Below are 21,672 nucleotides of genomic sequence, written 5' to 3'. Positions count from 1 at the left end.
CCTTCGGGTATCGGGTCAGCCGCCGGGCCGCAGCAGGGTCAGTCTGCGGTCGGGGAGGTGGCCGGTGAGGGCGACGGTCGGGCCGTGCGAGAGGACCTTGGGGTCCGGTACGTCGGAGGGGACCACCTCGCTGTCCGCGAAGTGATCGGCGGCACCGGGGCCGGGCGGGAACGGGGCCGCGGTCTCGATCAAGTGCGTGTAGTGCTCGAGCCACTTGGCCCGGTTCACCGTCACGGCGGCCGTGATGCGTCCCCGGTAGCCGTAGACGGCGACGATGCGGCTCTCGCCCGGCGTCCCCTGGGCGAGGACCACCTGGTCGGAGAAGGTCGGCACGCCGACGGACTTGATGTTGACGCCGAACTGGCTGGACCAGAAGGTGGGCACGGCCAGGTGGGGGCGCCTCTGCGGTCCGGTGCTGACCATGTTGTGGGCCGCGACCTCGGCCTGGGCGACGGCGTTGCCCCAGTGCTCGAGGGCGATCAGCTGGTACTCGAAGAGCGGGTGCGGGAAGCGGGCCACGTCGCCGGCGACGAAGACGTTGTCGGTGACGATCCCGTACATGTCGAAGACGCGGCACCCCGCGTCGCAGGCCACGCCGCGGGGCCCGGCGGCGATCCCGGAGTCGGCCAGCCATTCCGTGTTGCGGACCGCGCCGAGGCAGACCACGGCGATGTCCGCGTCGATGCCGCTGCCGTCGCTGAACTCGGCGCCCGTGAAACGGCCGTTGCTGCTCCGGAACGAGGTGACCGTGACCCCGCAGCGCAGGTCGACCCCGTGGGAGCGCTGCAACTGGATGGCCCAGGAGCCGACCGTTCCGCCGAGCGCGCCGATGAGGGGTGCGCTGCCCCGTTCGGCGACCGTCACCTCCAGCCCCCGCTCCCGGCAGGCCGAGGCGACCTCCGAGCCGGTGAACCCGGCGCCGATCACCAGGACGCGACTGGGGCCGGCCTCCAGGGCCGCGGCGAGGCGGGCCGAGTCGTCGCTCGTCCGCACCGTGAACACGCCCTCCAGCCGCGCCTCTTCGGGGTTCGGCCAGGGACGGGCCCGGGTGCCGGTGGTGATCAGGAGCCGGTCGTAGGGCAGTTGCTCGCCGTCGGCGAGCAGGACGCGCTTGCCCACCCCGTCGAGCCCGGCGGCACGTACGCCGAGTTTCCACCGCGCGCCGGTGTCCCGGCGGGCGGGCAGCCCGCAGCTGTCCGCGGCCGCCCGGCCGAGCAGCACCTGCTTGGACAACGGCGGCCTGTCGTACGGGGGATGGGGCTCGTCCCCGACCACGGTCAGCTCGCCCTCGAAACCCTTGTCGCGCAGCGTCTCGGCCGCCCGCAGCCCGGCGAGCGAGGCGCCGACGATGACGATCCGCCCGTTGAGGAGATCACCGGTCACCGGACGGCTCCCCCACGAGGATGGCCTGCACGGGGCAGGCGGCAGCGGCCTGGCGTACACGCTCCTGCTGATCGTCGGGGACGGTCGGGGTGTACATCAGGGCCTCCTCGCCGTGCAGCTCGAACACCTTCGGGGCGAGGAACACGCACTGGGCGTACCCCTGGCACTTGTTGAGATCGACCACGACCCGCATCCGCTTCCGCTCCTCCCGGTTGTTCACCTTCTGTCCTACGCCCGCTCGGGCGGGGGTGCGGGCGGGGTTACGCCGTCCGGGGTCCGGTATCCCCGAACGGCCTCCGCCGGGAGGCGGGGCGGCCGGGCAGGGCCGAGCGTGGGTGTGTGTGCCCCACGCCGTGTCCGCGCCGGCGGCGGCTCCGGAGGCCAGGGCGGGACGGCCGCTCCGGGCAGGCGTCCTCCACGACCTGCAAGAACGACCTCATCGGCCTTGCGTCCAGGCAGGGCCGAGGGCCCCGTCCGGCCGTGAAAACCGGCGGCATAGATTGATGCATACGTCATCGGCCTGCCGCTGGAGCAACCCGTGCCACACATCACCGTCGACTACGACGAGAGACTCCACGACGCCTTCGACCGCCGGGCCCTCGCCGAGGACCTGCACGCGCTCGTCGTCGGCTCGGTCGGGACGGCGGGCGTCTGCAAGATGTTCTTCCGCGCGGCGACGGAGACCTTCGTCGTCGACGGGCGAGGCAGCAGCCTGTTCGCGCACGTGGACATAGGGCTGCTCCCGGGGCGCACGGAAACGCAGAAGGACCGCCTGTCCGAGGCGGTCCTCGCCCTGCTGGGCAGGCATGTGGCCACGGAGGGCGGGGCTGTACCGGTCCTCTCGGTGGAGGTACGGGACCTGGCCCCCTCCTACCGGCTCAGCCGCGGCGAACTCCGTTCCGCACAGGCGAGTTGATCGACCGGGGTGGTGCGCCCGGGGCTCCCCGCGCATCATGGTCGTACACACGAGTCGTGAGGCAGGAGAGCAACGTGGCACTCATCCCGGGTCTCGGCACCGTCGGCATATGGAGCGGCTGGTTCCGCTCCGACGATCCCGCGGAGGCCGGGCGGATCCATGAAGCGGCGGCGGAGCTGGAGGAGCTGGGCTTCGGGGCCCTGTGGGTCGGGTTCGGTCCCGGCGTCGACCACGCCGCACGTCTGCTGGCGGCGACGAACCGTGTGACGGTGGCCACCAGCATCCTCAGCATCTGGGAGCACGAGGCGGCCGGCGTCGCCGCGCAGCTGGCCGCCCTCGACCCCGCCCACCGCGACCGCTTCCTCCTCGGCCTCGGCGTCAGCCACGCCGCGCTCACCGCGCAGTACGCACGCCCGTACTCCGCGATGCGGGACTACCTGACCGCCCTCGACGGTGCCCCCGAGCCCGTCCCCGCCGAGCGGCGCCTCCTGGCCGCCCTCGGCCCGAAGATGCTCGGGCTCGCCCGGGACCGTGCGGCGGGTGTCGTCCCGTACCTCACCACGCCCGAGATCACCGCGCAGGCCCGCGCGACCCTGGGTGAACAGCCCTTCCTCGGACCGGAGTTGGCGGTCGTCCTCGACGCCGACCCGTCCCGCGCCCGCCGCACTGCCCGCGACTACCTCGCCTTCTACCTGGGCCTGCCGAACTACACCAACAACCTCCTGCGCGCGGGCTGGACGGAAGAGGACTTCAAGGACGGCGGCAGCGACCGCCTCGTCGACGCCTTCGTCGCCATCGGCGACGTGGAGCGGATCCGTACGCGCGTCGAGGAGTTCCGGAGCGCGGGGGCCGACCACGTCGCGGTGCAGGTGGTGCTGCCGCAGGGCGAGGGGTACGCCGTACAACTGCGGCAGCAGTGGCGCGAACTGGCGCCGGCGCTGACGCAGCTCTAGACGGTACGGCCCAGCCAGGCCGTCAGCGCCCGGTGCGCCCACTCCGCGCCCCGGCCGAGGTCCGCGAGGACCTGGCCCGGGCGGCGGCGGAGGTGGCGGCGCTGTACGGCGGGGCGTGAGGCCGCTGTCAGGGCCGCTGCACTGCTTCGTGCGCGGCGCCGGGGGCGCGCAGACTGCCGTACCGCTCCATGCGCTGCCAGCGCAGGCGTGAGCCCGCGACGGCGGTGAACAGCGACTGTATGACCACCAGGTACATCAACTGCCGGTAGACGAACTGCTGCAGGGGCAGGCTCCACAGCGGGCCGGGACGCTCACCGTCCAGGCGGAAGGCGTACAGGCCCATCAGGACCTGCAGCAGCACAAAGCCCAGCCACAGCCCGAGGACCCGGGCCGGGTCGAGGAAGACGACTCCGTACAGGGCGAAGACATCCACCACGGGTGCCAGCAGCGGCAGCAGCACCTGGAAGAGCAGCAGGTAGAGCAGGCCCCGGCGGCCCAGCTTGCCTGCCGCGCCGCGTTGCGTCAGTGCGCCGCGGTGCTTCCACATCGCCTGCAGCGTGCCGTAGCACCAGCGGTAGCGCTGCCGCCACAGCGCGCTCAGCGAAGCGGGCGCCTCCGTCCACGCGATGGCGTCCTCCTCGTACACCACGCGCCAGCCGGCGCGGCACAGGGCCATGGTGAGGTCGGTGTCCTCGGCGAGGGTGACATCGCTGACGCCGCCGAGGTCCAGCAGGGCCCGGCGGCGGAACGCGCCGACCGCGCCGGGCACGGTCGGCATGCACTCGCCGAGGTCGAACAGGCGGCGGTCGAGGTTGAACCCGATCACATACTCGATGTGCTGCCAACGCCCCAGCAGGCCACCGCGGTTGGCGACCTTGGCGTTGCCGGAGACGGCGCCGACGCGTGGGTCGGCGAAGGGCTGCACGATCATCCGGACGGTGCCGGGTTCGAAGACCGTGTCGCCGTCGACCATGACCACCAGATCGTACGAGGCGGCGGCGAGGCCGGTGTTGAGCGCGGCGGGCTTGCCCGCGTTCCGCTGCCGGATCACCCGTACCGGCAGGCCCAGGGATTCCACCAGGTCCGCGGTGCCGTCGGTGGAACCGTCGTCGACCACGATGATCTCGACCGGATGGTCCGAGGCGAGCAGCGAGCGTACGGCCGCCTCGATGCCCGCGCTCTCGTTGTACGCGGGGACGATGACGCTGACCGGCTCGGTCACCGGCGGTCCCCACGGCCGGCTTCTGGTACGTCTGTGCCGGCGGGCCGCGACCAGGACGACCACCGCGCGTGCCACGCTGATCAGCCCGGCCGCCAGCATCAGCGCACCGAGCACCCCGGTGACCCAGTCACCGTCCTCCAGTACCCAGATGAGGGCCAGTCCCTGGAGATGGGCGGCGAACCCGGCGGGGTGAAGCGGGGACGGCATCCCGACCGCATCGCTGACTGTCGTCAACGTGTAGCCCCCGGCCTTGAGCCGGGGCAACAGAGTGCCGAGCGCGGTGACCGTCTGCGACCGGTCGCCACCGGCGTCGTGCATCAGCAGGATCTGCCCTTTGTCGCCGTGCGGTGTGGAGTCGGCGATGATGCGGCTGACGCCGGGCCGCTGCCAGTCCTCGGCATCCCGGGTGGTCATGACCGTCGCGTAGCCGTCCGCGGCCGCCTGCTTGACCGCGGCCCACTCGTTGTCGTCCAGCGCGTCGTTCTCGGAGGAGTACGGCGGGCGCAGCAGCGAGGTGGTGACTCCCGCCGCGCCCGCGATGGCGAGCTGGGTCTCGCGAAGCTCCAGGCCGCGCTGCCAGGAGGGGAGTTGGCCCAGGTCGGGATGGGTGAAGGTGTGGACGCCGACTTGGTTGCCGTCCGCGACCATCTGGCGCACCAGTTCGGGGTGGGCCACGACCTGGGCGCCGACCAGGAAGAAGGTCGCATGGACGTGGTTGCGGCGCAGCACCTCCAGGACGCGCGGCGTCCAGACCGGGTCCGGGCCGTCGTCGAAGGTCAGCGCGATGGTGCGGGGCTTGACCTGGACGGTGCGCGGTGCGGTGTCGGCGTTCGTGATCACCGGGCCGCCATTCACCACCTGGGCGGGCACCGCGTCGGTCGGGCCCTGGGCCGGCCCGTTCGCGTCGTCCCCCGCGACGCCGAACATGTGGTGGGTGTAGCCCTGCAGCAGCAGGGCCACCGAGAGGGTGACCGCGAGCACGGCCAGCAGCAGCCAGTGGGTGCGCGGTGCGACCTCGCGTACGCGGGTGCGGCGGGACGGGGTCCGGCGGGGACGAGCCGGGTTCGGACGGGTCACCGCGAGGCCTTGCGGGGAGTGGGAGCCGCGGTGTGCGCGGCATGTCCGGCGGTCGTCCTCTTCGGTGTGCTGTGGGCCCTCGCCGGGTGAGCGGCGGGAGAGGGCAGGTCGGGGACGAACGCCACGGACGGTGCTGGCGGCTGGGGAGCGCTCGGCACCGCGACCGCCGCGTGGCCCGGAGTGGGCCCGCCCAGCACCGTGCTGACCAGCAGGGCGATATAGCCGCCCGCCGGGAGGACGAGCAGCCGGGCGGTCCGTCGCACCCGCCGCTGACGCCGCCCCGAGGGGTCGACGAATATGGGCTCCACGGCCTGCGTCAAAGCGGTGCTGCTGCTGTTGTCTCTTCGCTGCACGAGCTGCGTCCCCTGTCCTGTCGAGCCGCTCTGGCCGACTGCGCATAGAGCGCCGACGCGGCCGTGGGCGTTACACCCGAGCCCGTGGCGTCGCGAACAGGGGCATACGGCAGGATGTCCGCCGTGCACGAGGTGAGGAGCGGTCCGGCGGCCAGGGAGCCGCAGTGGGACGACGGTGCCCTCATCGACGCCGTGCACGCCGCCCAGGCCGGCGACGAGGATGCCTTCCGGCACCTCTACCGAGCACTGCATCCGATGCTGCTGCGCTATGTGCGGACCCTGGTGGGCGGTGCCGACGCCGAGGACGTCATGTCCGAGGCATGGCTCCACATCGCGCGCGATCTCGGCACGTTCCGGGGGAATGCCCAGGGGCTGCGCGGCTGGGCCGCCAAGATCGCCCGCAACCGGGCGCTCGACCATCTGCGGCACGTCGGACGCCGGCCTCTGATCGGCGGCGACGAGAGCGCCCTGGGGGAGCTTCCGGCAGGCTCCGACACGGCGGGCGAGGCACTGGAAGCGATCTCCACCGAGAGCGCGCTGAGTCTGATCTCGGGCCTGCCCCGGGAACAGGGGGAGGCCGTTCTGCTGAGGGTCGTGCTGGGCCTGGACGCCAAGGAGGCGGGGCGAGTGCTGGGCAAGCGCCCGGGCGCGGTGCGGGTCTGTGCCCACCGGGGGGTGCGGCGGCTGGCCGAGGTGCTGCGCACCGGCCGGTCGCCGCGCCCCGCCACGCCGGAGGCCGCGATCTCGGAGGCCGCGATCTCGGAGGCCGCGATCTCGGAGGCCGTGATCTCGGAGGGCAAGGCGTGAGGGACGACCAGCACAACAGCCTCGACGACCGTACGGTCGAGCGGCTGCTCCGCCGCGAACGGGATGCCGCCGGTGCCGATGCCGGTACCGGCACCGGTATCGAGGAACTCCGCACGCTGTCGGCGCTGTTGCGGGCGGCGGGTGAGCCGGCCGCCGAGGACCCGGCCCCGACGGCCGGCGAGGAGGCCGCGGTCGCGGCCTTCCGGGCTGTGCGCGCCGATACGCCGAAGCCGGGCCGCCGGTGGCGGAAGGCGGGTATCGGTGCGATGGCGGCGGTGCTGGCGTTCGGCGGGGTGGCCGTGGCCGCCCAGGCGGGAGCGCTTCACCTGCCCTTCTCCGGAGCGCACGCACCCGACCCCGGCGGAGCGAGCACCTCTCCTTCTCCTTCTCCTTCCGCCTCCGACTTCGCCCCCACCTCCCCTCCGGCATCACCTGCAGCCGGAAAACCGCACGGTGCCGGCGAACACCCCAGCCCCACAGCTGCTGCCGCAGCCAGGGAACGGCAGCCGGCCGCCTCGCCGTCGCCTTCCGCCGTGGTGGACCCGGGGACGGTCGCGCACTCCCTGCACGGCCTGTGCACCGCCTACCGGGCGAACGGTCTGGGCCACGGCAACCCGCACCGCTCGGGCGGCTTGGACCGCCTGATCCAGGCGGCGGGAAGCGAGGCCGCCGTCGCCGGCTACTGCGCCGACCTGCTCGGGCCGGGGGCGCAGGACGTGCCGGGCCACCGTCCGCGTTCGCGGTAGCTGTCCTCGCAGCCGTACCGCGGCCGCAGTAGATCAAGTGTCTGCGGACGCCGGACGACACGCTCCGGGCCGAACGGCACGGTGGAGTCCAGGACTTCGCCCCCGTTGGCCCCGTTGGAAGGACCGCCTCGTGACCGGTACACAGCCTGTGAAGCGGACTTGTCCGTTCGACCCGCCGCCGGAGTACCGCACGTCCCGGGAGGAGGCCCCGGTCGCGCGGGTGACCTTCCCGGACGGGGCGACCGGCTGGATGGTCACGCGGTACGCGGACATCCGGACGGTGCTCTCCGACCCGCGGTTCAGCTCCCGGCGGCGCGTGCTGCGGGCGAGCATCCCCACCGACGAGGTGCCGCCGCCCCCTCCGGGGACGTTCATCCTGATGGACGCGCCGGAGCACACCCGGTTCCGTCGGCTGCTCACCGGCCAGTTCACCGTGCGCCGGATGCGGGAGCTGACGCCCGCCGTGGAGCGGATCGTCGCCGAGCACCTGGACGCGATGGCCGCCGCCGGGGGCCCGGCCGACCTCGTCCAGGCGTTCGCGCTGCCGATTCCCTCCCTGGTGATCTGCGAACTGCTCGGGGTGCCGTACGAGGACCGCGAGGAGTTCCAGCGGAACTCGGCCTCCCTGCTCACGATCGACGCGGACCCGGAGGAGGTGCGGCGGGCGCAGACGGCGATGAACGCGTTCTTCCATGAGCTGGCAGCCGCCAAGCGTGCCGAACCCGGCGACGACATCCTGAGCGCTCTGGTGCACTCCGGCGACCTCACCGACGAGGAACTCGCCGGTGTCGGCTCGCTGTTGCTGATCGCCGGGCACGAGACGACCGCCAACATGATCGCGCTCGGCACCATGTGCCTGCTGAACAACCCCGGGCAGCTGGCCGCCTTGCGGGCGGACCCGTCGTTGATGGACGGCGCCGTCGAGGAGTTGCTGCGCTACCTCTCCGTCGTCCAGTACGGCACGCGCCGCACGGCGCTGGAGGACGTGGAGCTGGACGGTCACCTGATCGAGGCGGGCAGCCTGGTCGTCGCCGCGCTGCCGTCGGGCAACCGCGACGAGGGCCGGTTCCCCGACTGCCCCGAGCAGTTGGACGTCGGCAGGGGGACCACCGGCCCGCACCTCGCCTTCGGCCACGGCATCCACCAGTGCCTCGGCCAGCAGTTGGCGCGGGTGGAGATGAAGGCGGCGCTGTCGGCCCTGTTCGAGCGGTTCCCGGACCTGCGCCTGGCGGTGCCGCTGGAGGACGTACCGATGCGCGACGACATGATCGTCTACGGTGCTCATGAGCTGCCCGTCACCTGGTAACCCACGCAGGGAGTATCACGATGAAGATCACCATTGACGAGGACAAGTGCTGCGGCGCCGGACAGTGCGTGCTGGCCGCCGATGACGTCTTCGACCAGCGCGACGAGGACGGCGTGGTCGTCCTGCTCGACGCCGCCCCGCCGCAGGAACTGCTGGCCCGGGTCCAGGACGCCGCCGCCCTGTGCCCCGCGCAGGCGATAACGGTGGAGGCGTAGTGCCCGACTTGGGCCACATCGTCGTCGTGGGCGCGTCGGCCGCCGGGCTCACCGCGGCCGACGCCCTGCGCCGCGAGGGCTTCACGGGCACGCTGACCATGGTCGGGGACGAGCTCCATTCCCCGTACGACCGGCCGCCGCTGTCCAAGCAGGTCCTGGCGGGCACCTGGGAGCCCGACAGGACCGCGTTGCGCGCAGGGCCGCAACCACCCGGCCTTCGGCTGGAGTTGGGCCGTAGGGCCACCGGAGCGGACCCGGTGGCCCGCACCGTCACCCTGGACGGCGGCGAGCGGCTGTCCTACGACGGCCTGCTCATCGCCACCGGACTGCGCCCCCGACGCCTGCCGTTCGGCCACGACCTGGCCGGGGTGCACGTACTGCGCACCCTCGACGACGCCCTCGCGCTGCGCGCCCAACTGCTGGCCGGGCCACGCGTGGTGGTGATCGGCGCCGGGTTCCTCGGCAGCGAGATCGCCGCCACCGCCCGAGGCCTCGGCCTCGACGTCACGCTCGTCGACATCGCGCCCACCCCGCTGGCGGCGCAAGTGGGGCCGTACGTGGGCGGGTTGGTGGCCGAGCTGCACCGCGATCACGGCGTACGGCTCCGCATGGGGCGCGGCGTCGCCCGTATCACCGGCGAGGACGGGCGGGTCCGTGCGGTGGTGCTCGACGACGGCACCCGGCTCGACGCCGACGCCGTCGTGGTCGCGATCGGCTCGGTGCCCGCCGTCGACTGGCTGGCCGGCTCCGGGATCCCGGTCGGGGACGGGGTGCTGTGCGACCGTACGTGCCGGGCGGCGCCCGGCGTCTACGCGGCCGGGGACGTCGCCAACTGGCCGCACCCCGCGATCGGCCGCCGCGTCCGCCTCGAGCAGCGCACGAACGCCGGCCAGCAGGCCATCGCCGCCGCCAGGAACCTCCTGGCCGGCCCGGCCGACGCGGTGCCCTACGCGCCGGTCCCGTTCGGGTGGACCGACCAGTACGACGCGAAGATCCAGATCCACGGCTGGTGTCCCGCCGACGCACACGTCGAAGTCGTCGAGGGCGACCCCGGGGCCCGCAAGTTCGTCGCGCTGTACCGCGCGGGCGGCCGCGTGACCGGCGCGCTCGGCTGGAACAGCGCACGCGCGCTGCGCGCGTACCGCGACCGCGTGGGCGAGCCCGCCGCCTGACCCACTGCCCGACCCACTGCCTCATACGGTTCTCGTACGGTGAAGGAGTGCACGTGAGCGAGTCCGGCCCCGGACGACCGCGGGGCCGGACCTGGCCGGGAGACCTGGCGGTCGCGGCGCTCTGCTTCGCCCTGTCCACCCCGGTGGCGGTGGCCACCGCGTACTACCACCGGGTCCCGGCCACATGGTTCATCGGCGGACTGGCGCTGGCCTGCCTGCCGCTGCTCGCCCGCAGGCGGTGGCCGGGCCCGGTGGTCGCGGCGACCCTGGCCGTCAACATCGCCCAGATCGCCTGGCTCGCTTTCCCCGGCCCGTCGCCCGCCGCCACCGCGGTCGCGGTCCACACCGTGGCGCTGCGCACCGACCGCCGTACGGCGTTGCGCGTCGGCGCCGGTACGACCGCGCTGCTCCTCGCCGCCTCCCTGATCCGCAACGCGGGCCTGGACACCCTCTGGCAGCATCTGGCCGTCGTCGCCGGGCTGGCCCTGGCGGTGGCCAGCGGCGACGCCGCCCGCAGTCGCCGCCGGCTGCTCGCCTCCGCCATGGAACGTGCCGAGCGCGCGGAACGCACCCGGGAGGAGGAGGCCCGCCGCCGGGTCACCGAGGAGCGCCTGCGCATCGCCCGCGAACTGCACGACGTCGTCGCCCACCACATCACGCTGGTCAACGCCCAGGCGGGCGTCGCCCACCACCTGATGCGCTCCGACCCCGACCACGCCCACCAGGCGCTCGAGCGCATCCGCGACACCAGCCGGGCCGCCCTGGACGAACTGCGCGCCACCGTAGGGGTGCTCCGCGACGGCGAGCCCCCGGACTCGCCCCGCGAACCCGCGCCCGCCCTCGCCGACCTCGACCGCCTGCTGGACTCCTTCCGCCACAGCGGCCTCGACCTCGCCCTGGAGCGCACCGGCCGGCCCGCGGAGCTCGCGGCCATCACCGACCTGGCGGCCTACCGGATCATCCAGGAGGCGCTCACCAACACCCGCAAGCACGCCGGTTCCGTCCCGGCGCGCGTCCGCCTCGAGTACCGCACGGACGTCCTGTGCGTCACGGTCGAGAACGACGGCCCCGCCGGTACCGGTACGAGCACCGGCTCCGGCTCCGTCCCCGGCACCGGCCACGGGATGATCGGAATGCACGAGCGCGCCAAGGCCGCGGGCGGCACCTTCACCGCCGGACCACGCCCCGGCGGGGGCTTCCGCGTCACCGCCGGACTGCCGCTGAACACCGGCCGAAAGGGCTGACCATGACCATCCGCGTCCTGCTCGCCGACGACCAGGCCCTGCTGCGCGGCACCTTCCGGATGCTCATCGACTCCACCCCCGGCATGGAGGTCGTCGCCGAAGCCGCGACGGGACGCCAGGCCGTCGAACTCGCCCGCAGCCGGCGCGTCGACCTCGTGCTGATGGACATCCGCATGCCCGACCTCGACGGCCTCGCCGCGACCAGGCTCATCTCCGAGGACGAGGACCTCGCGGGCGTCAAGGTCCTCGTCCTCACCACCTTCGAGAACGACGAGTACGTCGCCGAGGCCATCCGCGCCGGCGCGAGCGGCTTCCTGGGCAAGGGCATCAACCCCGACGAACTCCTGGACGCCATCCGCCTCGTGGCCGCCGGCGACGCACTGCTGTCACCGGCCGCCACCAAGGCCCTGATCGCCCGCTTCCTGTCCCAGCCGGCCGCCCCCGACCCCGGGAAGACGCCGAGCCTGGCCATCCTCACCCCGCGCGAACGCGAAGTGGTCACCCTCGTCGCCACCGGCCTGTCCAACGACGAGATCGCCGAGCGCCTCCACGTCACACCGCTCACCGCCAAGACCCACGTCAACCGGGCCATGGCCAAACTCGACGCCCGCGACCGCGCCCAACTCGTCGTCACCGCCTACCGGACGGGGCTGGCCCGGGTCTGAGCGTCGAGGCGTTCCAGCGCCGCCGGACACCACAGGCCGCTCAGGAAGCAGCACGGGCAGCAGCACGGGCAGCCTTGACGAAGGCTTCGATCAAGGCGGGGTCCTTGACCCCTCGGGTGCTCTCGATGCCGCTGGAGACATCAACGCCCCAGGGACGGGTGGCTCGGATGGCGTCGGACACGTTGCCCGGCGTCAGACCGCCGGCCAGAAGCCATGGGGAGCCGGGAGACCGGAAGGCTTCGCGGGACCAGTCCCAGGGGACCCCTGCGCCAGGGGTGGGCGCGTCGAGGAGAAGGATGTCCTCTCCCAACTGCCCGTGCCGAGGCAGGGGTTCCCGGTAGACGGTCCCCCGGATGAGGGTCCAGCCCTCCTGCCCGAGCTCGGTGTAGTGGGCCCGTCCTTCGTGCCCGTGGAGCTGCACGGCGCGCACGCCGGTGAGACGGGCCAACGAGCGGACCTCCGACACCGCCTGATCGCGGAAGACACCGACGGTCATCACAGAGGACGGGACGCGGCTGACGAGCCGTATGGCAGTGGTCGCGTCCACCCGTCGAGGGCTGTCGGCGAACACGAAGCCGATGGCGTCGGCCCCGGCCTCCACCGCCTTGTCCACGTCTTGTTCGGTCCTCAGCCCGCAGAGCTTGATAAACAGATGATTCTGCTGATTCTGCATCCGGGTCCTCACATGGATCCGCCCGCCCCGGAATCGCTTCCGGGGTGGGCGAGCAGACGTCGGGTCGGGCGGTCAGCGGCTGGCGAGGGCCAGTTGGACGCCGAGGCCCACGAAGGCCACGGCGAAAGTGCGGCGCATCCATGCCAGCACCTTCGGCTTGGTGATGATGTGGTCGCGAACGGCCGCGGCGAAGGCGCCGTAGAGCGCGAAGACGACGAACGTCATGATCATGAATACGGCCGAGAGTTCGAGCATCTGCGGGAGCGTGTTGGTGCTGGTGGCCGGGACGAACTGGGGCAGGAACGCCAGGAAGAACATGGACAGCTTCGGGTTGAGGAAGTTGATCAGAATGGCGGTCCCGGTGACGCCGGCCGCCGACTTCTCCGTTTTCGTGTCGCCCTCGGTGTCGATCTTCATTGAGCCCTTCTCCCGCAGGGTCTGCCAGGCGAGGAAGAGAAGATAGGCGACACCGGCCCACTTGAAGCTCTCGAAGGCCACCGCGCTGGTGTGCAGGATCGCGGCCAGGCCGGCGATCGCCGCGGCCAGATGCGGGATGATCCCGAGGGTGCAGCCGAAGGCTGCCACAACCGACATGCGCAGTCCGCGGGTTATTCCCGTGGCCACGGTGTAGACGGCGCCGGTCCCGGGTGAGACCACGATGATGAAAGCCGTGATCAGAAACTCAATGCTCATGAATGGGTGCTCCCTTGGGGTCGTGCGGGCGGCCAGTGCTACTTTGCCAGGAGCGAGCGAGTGGCGGCCTCGACATCGGGTGCACGCATCAGGCTTTCGCCGACGAGGAACGTGGTGATGCCGACCGCCGCCATGCGCCGGAGGTCCTGCGGGGTGCTCAATCCGCTTTCGCCGACCACGACATGGTCCGGGGAAACCTTCGGCGCCAGGTTCTCGGCTGTGGTCAGGGTCGTTTCCATGGTCTTCAGGTTGCGGTTGTTGATTCCTGTCAGCCGGGACCGCAGGCGGGACGTGCGCTCCAGCTCCTCCTGGTCGTGGACCTCGACCAGGACGTCCATACCGAGTTCGTGTGCGGTGCCTTCGATGGCCGCCGCGGTCTCGTCGTCGACGGTGGAGAGCATCAGGAGGATGGCGTCGGCGCCCCACGCGCGGGCCTCGAGGACCTGATAGGGGTCGATCATGAAGTCCTTGCGCAGCAGAGGGATTTCGACGGCGGTACGAGCGGCGGTGAGACTGTCCAGGCTGCCGCCGAACGACGGGGTGTCGGTGAGCACGGACAGACAGGCGGCGCCTCCCGCCTGGTAGGCACGGGCGAGAGCCGATGGGTCGAAGTCCGCGCGGATGAGCCCCTTGGACGGGCTCTTCTTCTTGATCTCGGCGATCAGCGCGTATTGCCCCTCGGCCCGGCGCTTTTCCAGGGCGGCGAGGAAGCCCCGCGGGGGCTCGGCTCGCTCGGCTTGCTCACGCAGCACGTGGGCCGGCCGCTCCTGCTTGGCGGCGGCGATCTCCTCGCGCTTGTACGCCGTGATGCGGGTCAGCAGATCGCTCATGATAGGTCCCCGGTGGTGGAGTTGGAGGCGTCGATGAGGGCGGTGAGGCGGGCCAGCGCCGCTCCGGAATCGATCGATGTGGCGGCGAGCTCCGCGGCCTGCCGGAAGCCGGTGACGCGGGAGGCGGCGACGAGGGCCCCCGCGGCGTTGAGGACGGCGATGTCCCGGTACGGACCCGGAGTTCCCTCCAGGACAGCCCGCAGGGCCGCGGCGTTGTGGGCGGGGTCGCCGCCCCGCAGATCCTCGGGGCGGGCGGTCGGGATGCCCGCCTGCTCCGGGGTGATCTCGAAGGTCTTCACCACGCCGTCGACGAGTTCGGCGACGTACGTGGGGCCGGTCGTGGTGATCTCGTCGAGACCGTCCGAGCCGTGCACGACCAGCGCGTGCGTGGAGCCCAGTTCACCCAGCACCTGGGCCAGTGGCTCGAGCAGATGCCGGGAGTAGACACCGACCAGGTGGTGCTTGACGCCGGCCGGGTTGAGCAGCGGTCCCAGGATGTTGAAGACGGTGCGCGTGGCGAGTTCGACCCGCGTGGCGGCGACGTGCCGGAGGGCCGGGTGGTGGTTGGGGGCGTGCATGAATCCGATGCCCGCCGCCGCGATGCAGCGCTCGACTTCGGCCGGCGACAGTGCGCTACGGACCCCCAGCGCGGCGAGCACATCGGTGGAACCGGACCGCGAGGACAGGGCACGGTTGCCCTGCTTGGCCACGGGAACGCCGGCCCCTGCCACGATGAGTCCGGCGCAGGTGGAGATGTTGTACGAGCCTGAGCAGTCGCCTCCGGTACCCAGGATGTCGACCGTGTCCGCTGGTGCGGCCACGGAGCGCATCCTGCCCCGCAGGGTGGCGGCGGCGCCGGCGATCTCGTCGACGGTCTCCCCCCGGACGCGCAGGGCCATCAGGAAGGCGCCCATCTGCGAGGGGGTCGCGTCGCCGGACGTCATGACGGTGAAGGCTTCGGCGGCCTCATGCCGGCTGAGCGGGTGGCCGTCGGCTGTCTTCGCGAGTAACTCCTTGAACGTCCCCATCAAGCGGCACCTTTCGGGGGGAAGGGCTGGTCCCAGTCCGGCGTGACGTTCTCGCGCCGGTAGGGGGTCCGGTCGGTGAGACCGGTGTCGAGGGTGCGGGCGAACAGGTGCCCGCTGTGCACGGCGGCGGCGATGATCCCGGGCCCGAGGGAGTCACCCACCCGGACGACGCGCCGTATCCCGGCCTCTTCCAGGGCCTCGGTGCCCAGCCCGGTCAGCTCCTGGTACAAGGAGTCCCGGGGGTTCTGGCCCGTGGAGAGCACCACGGCGTCGGCGGCCACGGCGGTTTCGCGTCCGGTGTAGGTGCACGCCAGGTAGGCGGTGCCCGGTTCGACGCGGGCCAGCGCGGCGGACGTGTGCACGGCGGCGCAGCGTTCCATGACGCGCCGCTGGACACGCTTCTGTTCCGCGGTGAACTGGGTGAAGGCCGCGACCACCGGCTCCGGGGTCGTGAAGACCACCTCGCACCCGGCGTCCGCGAGACGTTCGGCGATGACGGTGGCCATGTAGTAGTGCTCGTCGTCGTAGATCACGACGCGGCCTTCGGGAAGCCGGCCGTCCATGATGTCGTCCGGGGTGAACACCGGGACATCGCCCAGGCCGGGTACGGGATCGCTGCGGTGGCGCCCCACGCCGTTGTTCCGCCAGGTCGCTCCGGTGGCGACACCGACGACGGAGCACCCCGCTTCCAGGACGAGGCCGGCCGTGACGTGGTTGCCGGGCAGCAGCTGCACGTTCTTCATGCGCTTGAGCTGTTCGAGGCGCCAGTCCCGCACCCGGCCGTAGGTCGCGAGGCCGGGCAGCCGCGACTCACGGGTGACGCGCCCGCCGAGTTCCCGGCCGGCCTCGCAGAGGATCACCTTGTAACCGCGCTGGCCCAGGCCGCGGGCGGCCTCCAGACCCGCGGGCCCTCCGCCGACCACGAGGACGGTGTCGTCGGTGTCCTTGGGCGGGATGGTCTCGGGGTGCCAGCCCCGCCGCCATTCCTCGCCGGTCGTGGGGTTCTGGGTGCAGCGGAAGGGCGCACCCAGGGAGTCGAAGGCCAGGCAGATGTTGCAGCCGATGCACTCGCGGATGTCGTCGAACCGTCCCTGCTCGATCTTGGTGGGAAGGAACGGGTCGGCGATGGAGGGGCGGGCGGCTCCGATCAGATCCAGGGTGCCGGAACGGAGCATGGACACCATGGTGTCGGGCGAGGTGAAGCGGCCCACTCCCACGACCGGCTTCGTGGTGACGCTCTTGACGAACTTGACGTACTTCTCCTGCCAGCCCTCCTGCTCGAACCGGGCGGTCGCGCCGTCATGGCCCATGTTGGAGATGTTGACGTCCCACAGGTCGGGGAGTTCGCCGAGCATTTCGATGACGTCGTAGCCCTCGGCGTCCGCGGTGATGCCGCGATCGCCCATCATCTCGTCGACGCAGAAGCGGACGGCCACGGCGCAGGTGTCGCCGACGGCTTCCTTCGTGTCCTCGATCAGCTCGCGCAGCAGTCGCGCGCGGTTCTCCAGGCTCCCGCCGTATTCGTCGGTGCGCTTGTTGCGGCTGCGGGACAGGAAGTTGATGGGCAGCGTCATGCTGTGCCCGGCATAGATGTAGACAATGTCGAAGCCGGCACGCCGGGCATTGAGCGCGGCGTGCCGATGCCAGCGTCGGAAGTCCCGGATGTCGTTCTTGTCCATGGCGCGGGCGGTGCTGGGAAAGAGGCTGCGCGTGGCCTCCACGCTGGGGGCGATGGGCACGGCACGGGATTCCAGATTGGCCACGTGCCCGCCGTTGTGCGCCAACTCCACACCGGCCAGCGCCCCGTGCGCGTGGATCTGCTCGGTGGCGCGAGCCAGGGCGGGAATGTCCTGGGCGTCCCACAGGCGCAGCTCACGCGGATGCTGGCCGGAGTAGTGGATGTCGCACTGTTCGGTGCAGACCACGCCCCAGCCGCCCTCGGCCTTGATGCCGCGCATGGCGGCCATCGGAGAGGGGTACGCCCGGCCCATGCCGTTGCAGTGCGGAACTTGATAGAAGCGGTTCTTGGTGGTGACGGGGCCTATCCGCAGCGGTTCGAAGAGGATGTCGAAGCGGGCTGGGCGGGACAACGTGGCGCTTCCCTTCATGCCGATCCCTCGCGGGGCCGTACTGGAGCTGTTACTGCGTGCGAGCCGGGTACGACCGGTTTCCGAAGATCGCGGATCCCACGCGTACGTACGTGGCGCCTTGCTCGATGGCCGTGGCGTAGTCGCTGCTCATTCCCATGGACAGTTCGGTGACCCCGTTGCGTGCGGCGATCTTGGCAAGGAGGTCGAAGTGCGACTCGGGAGGCTGACCGGTCGGCGGGATGCACATCAGTCCGGTGACGTTCAGCCCGTAGAGGGTGCGGCAGGCCGTGATGAACTCATCGGCGTCCTGGGGCAGTACACCCGACTTCTGCGGCTCGGACCCCGTGTTCACCTGGACGAACATCGCCGGGTGCCGTTCCTGGTCCTCGCACTGGCGCGACAGCGCCTTGGCGAGGGACGTGCGGTCCAGGGAGTGGATGACGTCGAACAGGGCCACGGCCTCGCGGGCCTTGTTGGACTGGAGCGGCCCGATCAGGTGCAGTTCGGTGTCGGGGTGGTCCTCTTTGAGCGCCGGCCACTTGGCCTTGGCCTCCTGGACGTAGTTCTCCCCGAATGCCAACTGCCCGCAGGCGATGGCCTCGCGGACGGTGTCGTCGCCGAAGGTCTTGCAGGCGGCGATCAGCCGTACGTCCTGGGGTGCGCGGCCCGCACGCGTGCAGGCGGCGGCCATCTCTTCCCGTACACGGACCAGCCCGTCGGCTATGACGGCAGGACCAGACTTGCTCACGGCATCCCTCTCTCCGGGACGAGTGCTGCCCGCCCCGGGAAGGGGCGGGCAGCACAGGGTCAGAATTCGAATCGGCGGTGGCTCTCCGAGAGGATCGTGGATCCGCCCGTGGAGACACCGAGCGTGGCGAACCCCGCCTTGAGTTCGGTCTCCATCTCGGCCAGGTCCTGGGCCGCCGAGGCGTGATGGGCCTCGGCGACGATCAGGACGGATCCACTGGCTTCGGAGACGGCGGAGCGAGCCGACTGGCGGAAGGTCCACCGGCGGGAGTGGGCGTATCCGTCGGGGTCGGCGAAGACGATCTCACCGGGGACGGGGTTCTCGGTCGCCCCCTGGAACGTCTCGTAGACCTCCGTTCCCTCCGCGGGACGCACGGTGATTCCGGCGCCGATCCGCTCGGTGTCGAACACCGCGATGGGAATGGCGAAGGCCATCGACACGTGGTTCAGATAGTCCACCAGCGGATGGAGGCTGGGCAGACTCCTGTCCTTGCGGAACCGGCGCAGCAGCGCTTCCGATGCGCACCGGTACTGCGTCGGCTTCAGGCCCATGCGCGAGAACGCCTCGCGCCAGGCGGCGATTTCCCGCATGTCGGCCTCCGCCGCGCCGCTCTGCCGCCGGTCGATCCGCTCGACGAGCCGGCCGAGCTGCGCGTCGTCTGTCGTGGCCGAGGCGGCACCGTCGACCGTGACCGTCAACGCCCGCAGGCCGGGGTGCTCGGACCAGACCGCATCGGCATGGGTGAAGTACACGCTGTCGAACCCTTCTTTTGCTTCGCTAGGGGTAGAGGCGCCCGTGTTCCCAGGGGCCCTCGGGGACCATCCTGGTGAAAGCGACCCTGTCGTGGAGTCGGAATGGCCGATCGGACCAGAACTCCAGGTAGGTCGGGCGAATGCGGTAGCCCGTCCAGTGCGGTGGACGAGGCACTTCTTGGCCATCGAAGCGCGTGGTTTCGGCCGTGATGGCGTCTTCGAGCAGCTTGCGGGCAGCCAACGGGCTGGATTGCCGGCTGGCCCACGCGCCAATGCGACTGTCACGAGCGCGTGAGGCGAAATAGGCGTCGGACCTCTCCGGCGTGACGCATTCGACCGGCCCGCGGAAGCGCACCTGCCGCCGCAGGCTCTTCCAGTGCAGAACACCGGATGCCTGCATGTTTTCCGCGAGTTCGATGCCTTTCGCGGAGGTGCTGTTGCTGAAGAAGACGAATCCGCGGGAATCGTGGTGCTTCAGCAGCACCATCCGTACGTCCGGAAGGCCGTCCGCACCGGCGGTGGCGATGGCCATCGCGTTGGGGTCGTTCAACTCACTGGCCGAGGCTTCTTCGAACCAGCGCTGGAACAGGTCGAACGGCATTTCTTCGCCGGCGGGTCCGTTGGCTTCTTCCGGCAACCCGTCATGGGCTGTCGACATGGGGAATCTCCTGCCTGACCGAGAATTCGGATACGAGAAGGAAGCGGGACCGGTGAAACGGTCAGTTCTTGAGCGGCTGCTTCTCGTCGAGGAGGTTGCGCCACTTGTCGAAGTCGTCTCCGGCAGCGGTGATCAGGTCCATCGAACCGTCGCTGTTCACGAGGACCTCGGCGGCCGGCGGCACGTTGAGGAACTCCATGTGCTGGGTCGCGCAGTAGGCCCCGGTGTCCAGGATGACCATGTAACTCGTCGCGTCGACCCCTTCGGGGACGTGGACTTCCCCGGGCAGCAGATAGTCGTTGCGCAGGATGGTGCGCCCCCGGACAGCGGCGTTGATGCCACGCGCGTTGACGATCTCGCGCATGTCCTGGTCGAGGAAGGCGGTGTTGTGGCCCCGGTTGCGCAGCTGCGCCGACGGCATCAGCATCCGGCAGCCGTTGGTGACGACGATGGAGGACACCGGCGTCGTGATGACGGCGCGCTCCACCGACATCAGCAGCGCGCCAGTGTCGGCCAGGACGTCGCGAGCGGGCTCGAAGAGGAACTTCACGTCCTCCGGGATGCCCATGCGGCGGGCCGCGGCGGCCAGCCGCTCGAAGTACAGGCCCCAGTCGAAGTGCTTGTCCTCCTCGGCGTGGGCGTCGTAGTCGAAGCCGTGGCCGCCGGCGAAGTTGATGCCCCGCGCGGTGGGGAAGTGCTGGAGGAAGATCTCGAACATCTCCTCGACGGTGCGCACCATGTCGTCGAGGGAGTTGCCGCTGCCGCAGTACACCTCGACGCAGTCGAGCTCACGCCCGTACCGCTTCAGCAGCGCCGAAAGCCGCTCCAGCTCCCCGTACTTCACGCCGGGCTTGCCGGAGTCGAGGGAGTCGATGCGGACACTGATGGACGGTGCCTCTGTGGCGAGGGAGTGCGCCACCTCGTCCAGGCTGGCGAGGAAGGTGGGACATCGGGTGCTGTCCCAGAAACTGATTTCCTCGTTCGAGACATGCCCGGGAGAGACGATGAACTTCTCGAATCCGTGGGACCGCAGAATCCGGTACTCGCTGGGCAGTTGGACCAGGACTCCGAAGCCGTCCATGTCCTTGAGCGGAGCGAGGTGGTGCGGGTTGGAGTTCGGGAAGAACGGTATGTAGAACTCAACCCGGTCGCCGAGTCCCGAATCGTCCGCAGCTTTTTTGACACGGCTCAGGTTCTTTCGGAACTGGGCCTCGCTGTAGACAAATACCGGGGTGCCCACCTGGTCGGCTAAGAACTTGAGGTCGATGCCGCTCAGCCACGAATGGGACAGTGCTGTCATGACGATTTCCCCCTCTGGTTTCTGCGCCCGCAATCGGGCGCTCGACAGGGGGTGCCGCGGCAACGGCGCTGCACAACGCCATGCAGAAGCTTCCCCCGTGCGTGAAAAGAGTCATTCTCCGTGCAGGCGTGCTCATGATCATGGCTTGGCCGAAGTAAGTCCTACTGGCCGCCGATGGGTAACGTCAACAAAGATCAGAGTCAATGTCCGAATGCCCGCCGGTTGGCTTGTTCATGTTCCTGCAATGTCTCAGTATCTGGACGGCCGTTGACGGGTCTGATCTTGGTGCCCGTAAAGTCGCTGTCGCAGAATCGCATCAACGAGTCTTGTTTCGGGGTGTTTCACACACCCCGTTGGCCGTGTGCCCGAGTGGTGAGGGAGCCGCCTGCAAAGCGGCTTACATTGGTTCGATTCCAATCGCGGCCTCTTCGCGTCGAGGCCCACCCGGACATCTTCCCCGGGTGGGCCTCGACCTCTATGTCGCCCACCTCGCACCGACCCTTTCTGGTGCGGGACGCTTGGAGAGGTCTGGACAACGAAGAAGGCCCAGGTCGCTGACCTGGGCCTTTCATCAAGAGCGGGCGACGAGAATCGAACTCGCGCTCTGAGCTTGGGAAGCTCATGTTCTACCATTAAACTACGCCCGCGAGGACGCCCTTCAGGGCGTCGCATCGTCCCACACTGTACCCCATCGAAGACCCCCGGCGCACTGGCCGCAGGGGTCTTTTCCGCATGCGCGGGTGCTGTGGAAGGGGTGGGGACGGGGGCGTGGGGTGCGGGAGTTGGGGCGTACCGTGTGGGCGCGGAAGTCCGTGCCGGGGGTCCGGGAGTGCCGTGTTCG

22 protein-coding genes and 2 tRNA genes are annotated in these 21,672 nt (G+C 70.7%); 10 read left to right on the top strand and 14 right to left on the bottom strand.

What is annotated here, in order from left to right:
* Positions 1–15: 15 nt before the first annotated feature.
* Positions 16–1,383 carry an NAD(P)/FAD-dependent oxidoreductase gene (locus tag ACV530_RS14150; protein ID WP_494332758.1) on the bottom strand — a complete coding sequence of 456 codons (1,368 nt, stop codon included), beginning with the start codon at positions 1,381–1,383 and terminating at the stop codon, positions 16–18.
* Positions 1,373–1,576, bottom strand: a complete 204-nt coding sequence (locus tag ACV530_RS14145; protein WP_494332847.1) for a ferredoxin — start codon at positions 1,574–1,576, stop codon at positions 1,373–1,375. Before ACV530_RS14145 ends, ACV530_RS14150 begins: the two co-directional genes overlap by 11 nt.
* A gap of 345 nt (positions 1,577–1,921) precedes the next feature.
* Between ACV530_RS14145 and ACV530_RS14140 the strand changes: the two genes are divergently transcribed.
* Entirely contained in the window at positions 1,922–2,299 is a 378-nt protein-coding gene (locus tag ACV530_RS14140) for a 5-carboxymethyl-2-hydroxymuconate Delta-isomerase (protein ID WP_494332757.1), read from the top strand.
* Positions 2,300–2,373: 74 nt separating this feature from the next.
* Entirely contained in the window at positions 2,374–3,252 is an 879-nt protein-coding gene (locus ACV530_RS14135; RefSeq protein ID WP_494332756.1) for an LLM class F420-dependent oxidoreductase, read from the top strand.
* 127 nt (positions 3,253–3,379) lie between these two features.
* Here the strand turns inward: ACV530_RS14135 and ACV530_RS14130 are convergent, their stop codons facing one another.
* Both ACV530_RS14130 and ACV530_RS14125 read right to left on the bottom strand, forming a co-directional pair.
* A complete protein-coding gene (locus tag ACV530_RS14130; RefSeq protein WP_494332755.1) occupies positions 3,380–5,551 on the bottom strand; it encodes a bifunctional polysaccharide deacetylase/glycosyltransferase family 2 protein in 2,172 nt (723 codons plus the stop codon).
* The gene (locus ACV530_RS14125; RefSeq protein ID WP_494332754.1) at positions 5,548–5,904 is read right to left on the bottom strand and encodes a hypothetical protein; all 357 of its coding nucleotides are present in this window, start codon (positions 5,902–5,904) and stop codon (positions 5,548–5,550) included. The genes ACV530_RS14130 and ACV530_RS14125 overlap by 4 nt, the downstream gene beginning before the upstream one ends.
* Before the next feature lie 123 nt (positions 5,905–6,027).
* Between ACV530_RS14125 and ACV530_RS14120 the strand changes: the two genes are divergently transcribed.
* From ACV530_RS14120 to ACV530_RS14090, 7 genes are all read left to right on the top strand, one after another.
* Positions 6,028–6,711: an RNA polymerase sigma factor gene (locus ACV530_RS14120; RefSeq protein WP_494332753.1), complete on the top strand. Its 684-nt coding sequence runs from the start codon at positions 6,028–6,030 to the stop codon at positions 6,709–6,711.
* Positions 6,708–7,457, top strand: a complete 750-nt coding sequence (locus tag ACV530_RS14115) for a hypothetical protein (RefSeq protein WP_494332752.1) — start codon at positions 6,708–6,710, stop codon at positions 7,455–7,457. Before ACV530_RS14120 ends, ACV530_RS14115 begins: the two co-directional genes overlap by 4 nt.
* A 130-nt stretch (positions 7,458–7,587) precedes the next feature.
* Positions 7,588–8,763 (top strand): cytochrome P450, encoded by a 1,176-nt coding sequence (locus ACV530_RS14110; protein WP_494332751.1) that lies wholly within the window; start codon positions 7,588–7,590, stop codon positions 8,761–8,763.
* A gap of 20 nt (positions 8,764–8,783) precedes the next feature.
* Positions 8,784–8,978, top strand: coding sequence for a ferredoxin (locus ACV530_RS14105; RefSeq protein ID WP_494332750.1), 195 nt, complete (start codon positions 8,784–8,786; stop codon positions 8,976–8,978).
* Positions 8,979–8,986: 8 nt separating this feature from the next.
* Positions 8,987–10,150, top strand: coding sequence for an NAD(P)/FAD-dependent oxidoreductase (locus ACV530_RS14100; protein WP_494332846.1), 1,164 nt, complete (start codon positions 8,987–8,989; stop codon positions 10,148–10,150).
* Positions 10,151–10,203: 53 nt separating this feature from the next.
* Positions 10,204–11,394 (top strand): sensor histidine kinase, encoded by a 1,191-nt coding sequence (locus ACV530_RS14095; RefSeq protein ID WP_494332749.1) that lies wholly within the window; start codon positions 10,204–10,206, stop codon positions 11,392–11,394.
* 2 nt (positions 11,395–11,396) lie between these two features.
* Positions 11,397–12,059 carry a response regulator gene (locus tag ACV530_RS14090; protein ID WP_494332748.1) on the top strand — a complete coding sequence of 221 codons (663 nt, stop codon included), beginning with the start codon at positions 11,397–11,399 and terminating at the stop codon, positions 12,057–12,059.
* A gap of 40 nt (positions 12,060–12,099) precedes the next feature.
* Here the strand turns inward: ACV530_RS14090 and ACV530_RS14085 are convergent, their stop codons facing one another.
* The 9 genes from ACV530_RS14085 to ACV530_RS14045 all read right to left on the bottom strand — a co-directional run bounded on the left by ACV530_RS14085 (position 12,100) and on the right by ACV530_RS14045 (position 20,831).
* Positions 12,100–12,732 carry a phosphoribosylanthranilate isomerase gene (locus ACV530_RS14085; RefSeq protein ID WP_494332747.1) on the bottom strand — a complete coding sequence of 211 codons (633 nt, stop codon included), beginning with the start codon at positions 12,730–12,732 and terminating at the stop codon, positions 12,100–12,102.
* A 72-nt stretch (positions 12,733–12,804) separates the two neighbouring features.
* Positions 12,805–13,425 carry a LysE family translocator gene (locus ACV530_RS14080; protein WP_494332746.1) on the bottom strand — a complete coding sequence of 207 codons (621 nt, stop codon included), beginning with the start codon at positions 13,423–13,425 and terminating at the stop codon, positions 12,805–12,807.
* A 38-nt stretch (positions 13,426–13,463) separates the two neighbouring features.
* The gene (gene trpC, locus ACV530_RS14075; RefSeq protein ID WP_494332745.1) at positions 13,464–14,255 is read right to left on the bottom strand and encodes an indole-3-glycerol phosphate synthase TrpC; all 792 of its coding nucleotides are present in this window, start codon (positions 14,253–14,255) and stop codon (positions 13,464–13,466) included.
* A complete protein-coding gene (trpD, locus tag ACV530_RS14070; RefSeq protein WP_494332744.1) occupies positions 14,252–15,283 on the bottom strand; it encodes an anthranilate phosphoribosyltransferase in 1,032 nt (343 codons plus the stop codon). Before trpD ends, trpC begins: the two co-directional genes overlap by 4 nt.
* A complete protein-coding gene (locus ACV530_RS14065) occupies positions 15,283–17,373 on the bottom strand; it encodes an oxidoreductase (RefSeq protein ID WP_494332743.1) in 2,091 nt (696 codons plus the stop codon). The genes trpD and ACV530_RS14065 overlap by 1 nt, the downstream gene beginning before the upstream one ends.
* 49 nt (positions 17,374–17,422) lie before the next feature.
* On the bottom strand, positions 17,423–18,121 hold the full coding sequence (locus tag ACV530_RS14060) for a YggS family pyridoxal phosphate-dependent enzyme (protein WP_494332742.1): 699 nt from the start codon (positions 18,119–18,121) through the stop codon (positions 17,423–17,425).
* 59 nt (positions 18,122–18,180) lie between these two features.
* On the bottom strand, positions 18,181–18,873 hold the full coding sequence (locus tag ACV530_RS14055; protein WP_494332741.1) for a B3/B4 domain-containing protein: 693 nt from the start codon (positions 18,871–18,873) through the stop codon (positions 18,181–18,183).
* A gap of 25 nt (positions 18,874–18,898) precedes the next feature.
* On the bottom strand, positions 18,899–19,531 hold the full coding sequence (gene pdxH / locus ACV530_RS14050; protein WP_494332740.1) for a pyridoxamine 5'-phosphate oxidase: 633 nt from the start codon (positions 19,529–19,531) through the stop codon (positions 18,899–18,901).
* A gap of 61 nt (positions 19,532–19,592) precedes the next feature.
* Positions 19,593–20,831 (bottom strand): hypothetical protein, encoded by a 1,239-nt coding sequence (locus ACV530_RS14045; RefSeq protein WP_494332739.1) that lies wholly within the window; start codon positions 20,829–20,831, stop codon positions 19,593–19,595.
* A 355-nt stretch (positions 20,832–21,186) separates the two neighbouring features.
* Here ACV530_RS14045 and ACV530_RS14040 point away from each other — a divergent pair.
* Positions 21,187–21,257 (top strand) — tRNA-Cys (locus ACV530_RS14040).
* Between the two features lie 150 nt (positions 21,258–21,407).
* On the opposite strand, the gene ACV530_RS14035 is transcribed toward ACV530_RS14040, so the two are convergent.
* Positions 21,408–21,478: transfer RNA gene (locus ACV530_RS14035), tRNA-Gly, on the bottom strand.
* Positions 21,479–21,672 lie beyond the last annotated feature (194 nt).

The sequence above is a fragment of the Streptomyces sp. SX-6 genome, assembly GCF_059089585.1.
The sequence above is the reverse complement of the archived record's forward strand: the minus strand, read 5'-3'. Positions and strand labels throughout refer to the sequence as shown.

Bases quoted from the DNA above. Each gene is read 5' to 3' on its own strand.
- ACV530_RS14145 (WP_494332847.1), bottom strand. From the start codon at position 1,576: ATGCGGGTCGTGGTCGATCTCAACAAGTGCCAGGGGTACGCCCAGTGC.
- trpD (WP_494332744.1), bottom strand. From the start codon at position 15,283: ATGGGGACGTTCAAGGAGTTACTCGCGAAGACAGCCGACGGCCACCCG.
- ACV530_RS14105 (WP_494332750.1), top strand. From the start codon at position 8,784: ATGAAGATCACCATTGACGAGGACAAGTGCTGCGGCGCCGGACAGTGC.
- trpC (WP_494332745.1), bottom strand. From the start codon at position 14,255: ATGAGCGATCTGCTGACCCGCATCACGGCGTACAAGCGCGAGGAGATC.
- ACV530_RS14090 (WP_494332748.1), top strand. From the start codon at position 11,397: ATGACCATCCGCGTCCTGCTCGCCGACGACCAGGCCCTGCTGCGCGGC.
- pdxH (WP_494332740.1), bottom strand. From the start codon at position 19,531: ATGTCGACAGCCCATGACGGGTTGCCGGAAGAAGCCAACGGACCCGCC.
- ACV530_RS14080 (WP_494332746.1), bottom strand. From the start codon at position 13,425: ATGAGCATTGAGTTTCTGATCACGGCTTTCATCATCGTGGTCTCACCC.
- ACV530_RS14085 (WP_494332747.1), bottom strand. From the start codon at position 12,732: ATGCAGAATCAGCAGAATCATCTGTTTATCAAGCTCTGCGGGCTGAGG.
- ACV530_RS14045 (WP_494332739.1), bottom strand. From the start codon at position 20,831: ATGACAGCACTGTCCCATTCGTGGCTGAGCGGCATCGACCTCAAGTTC.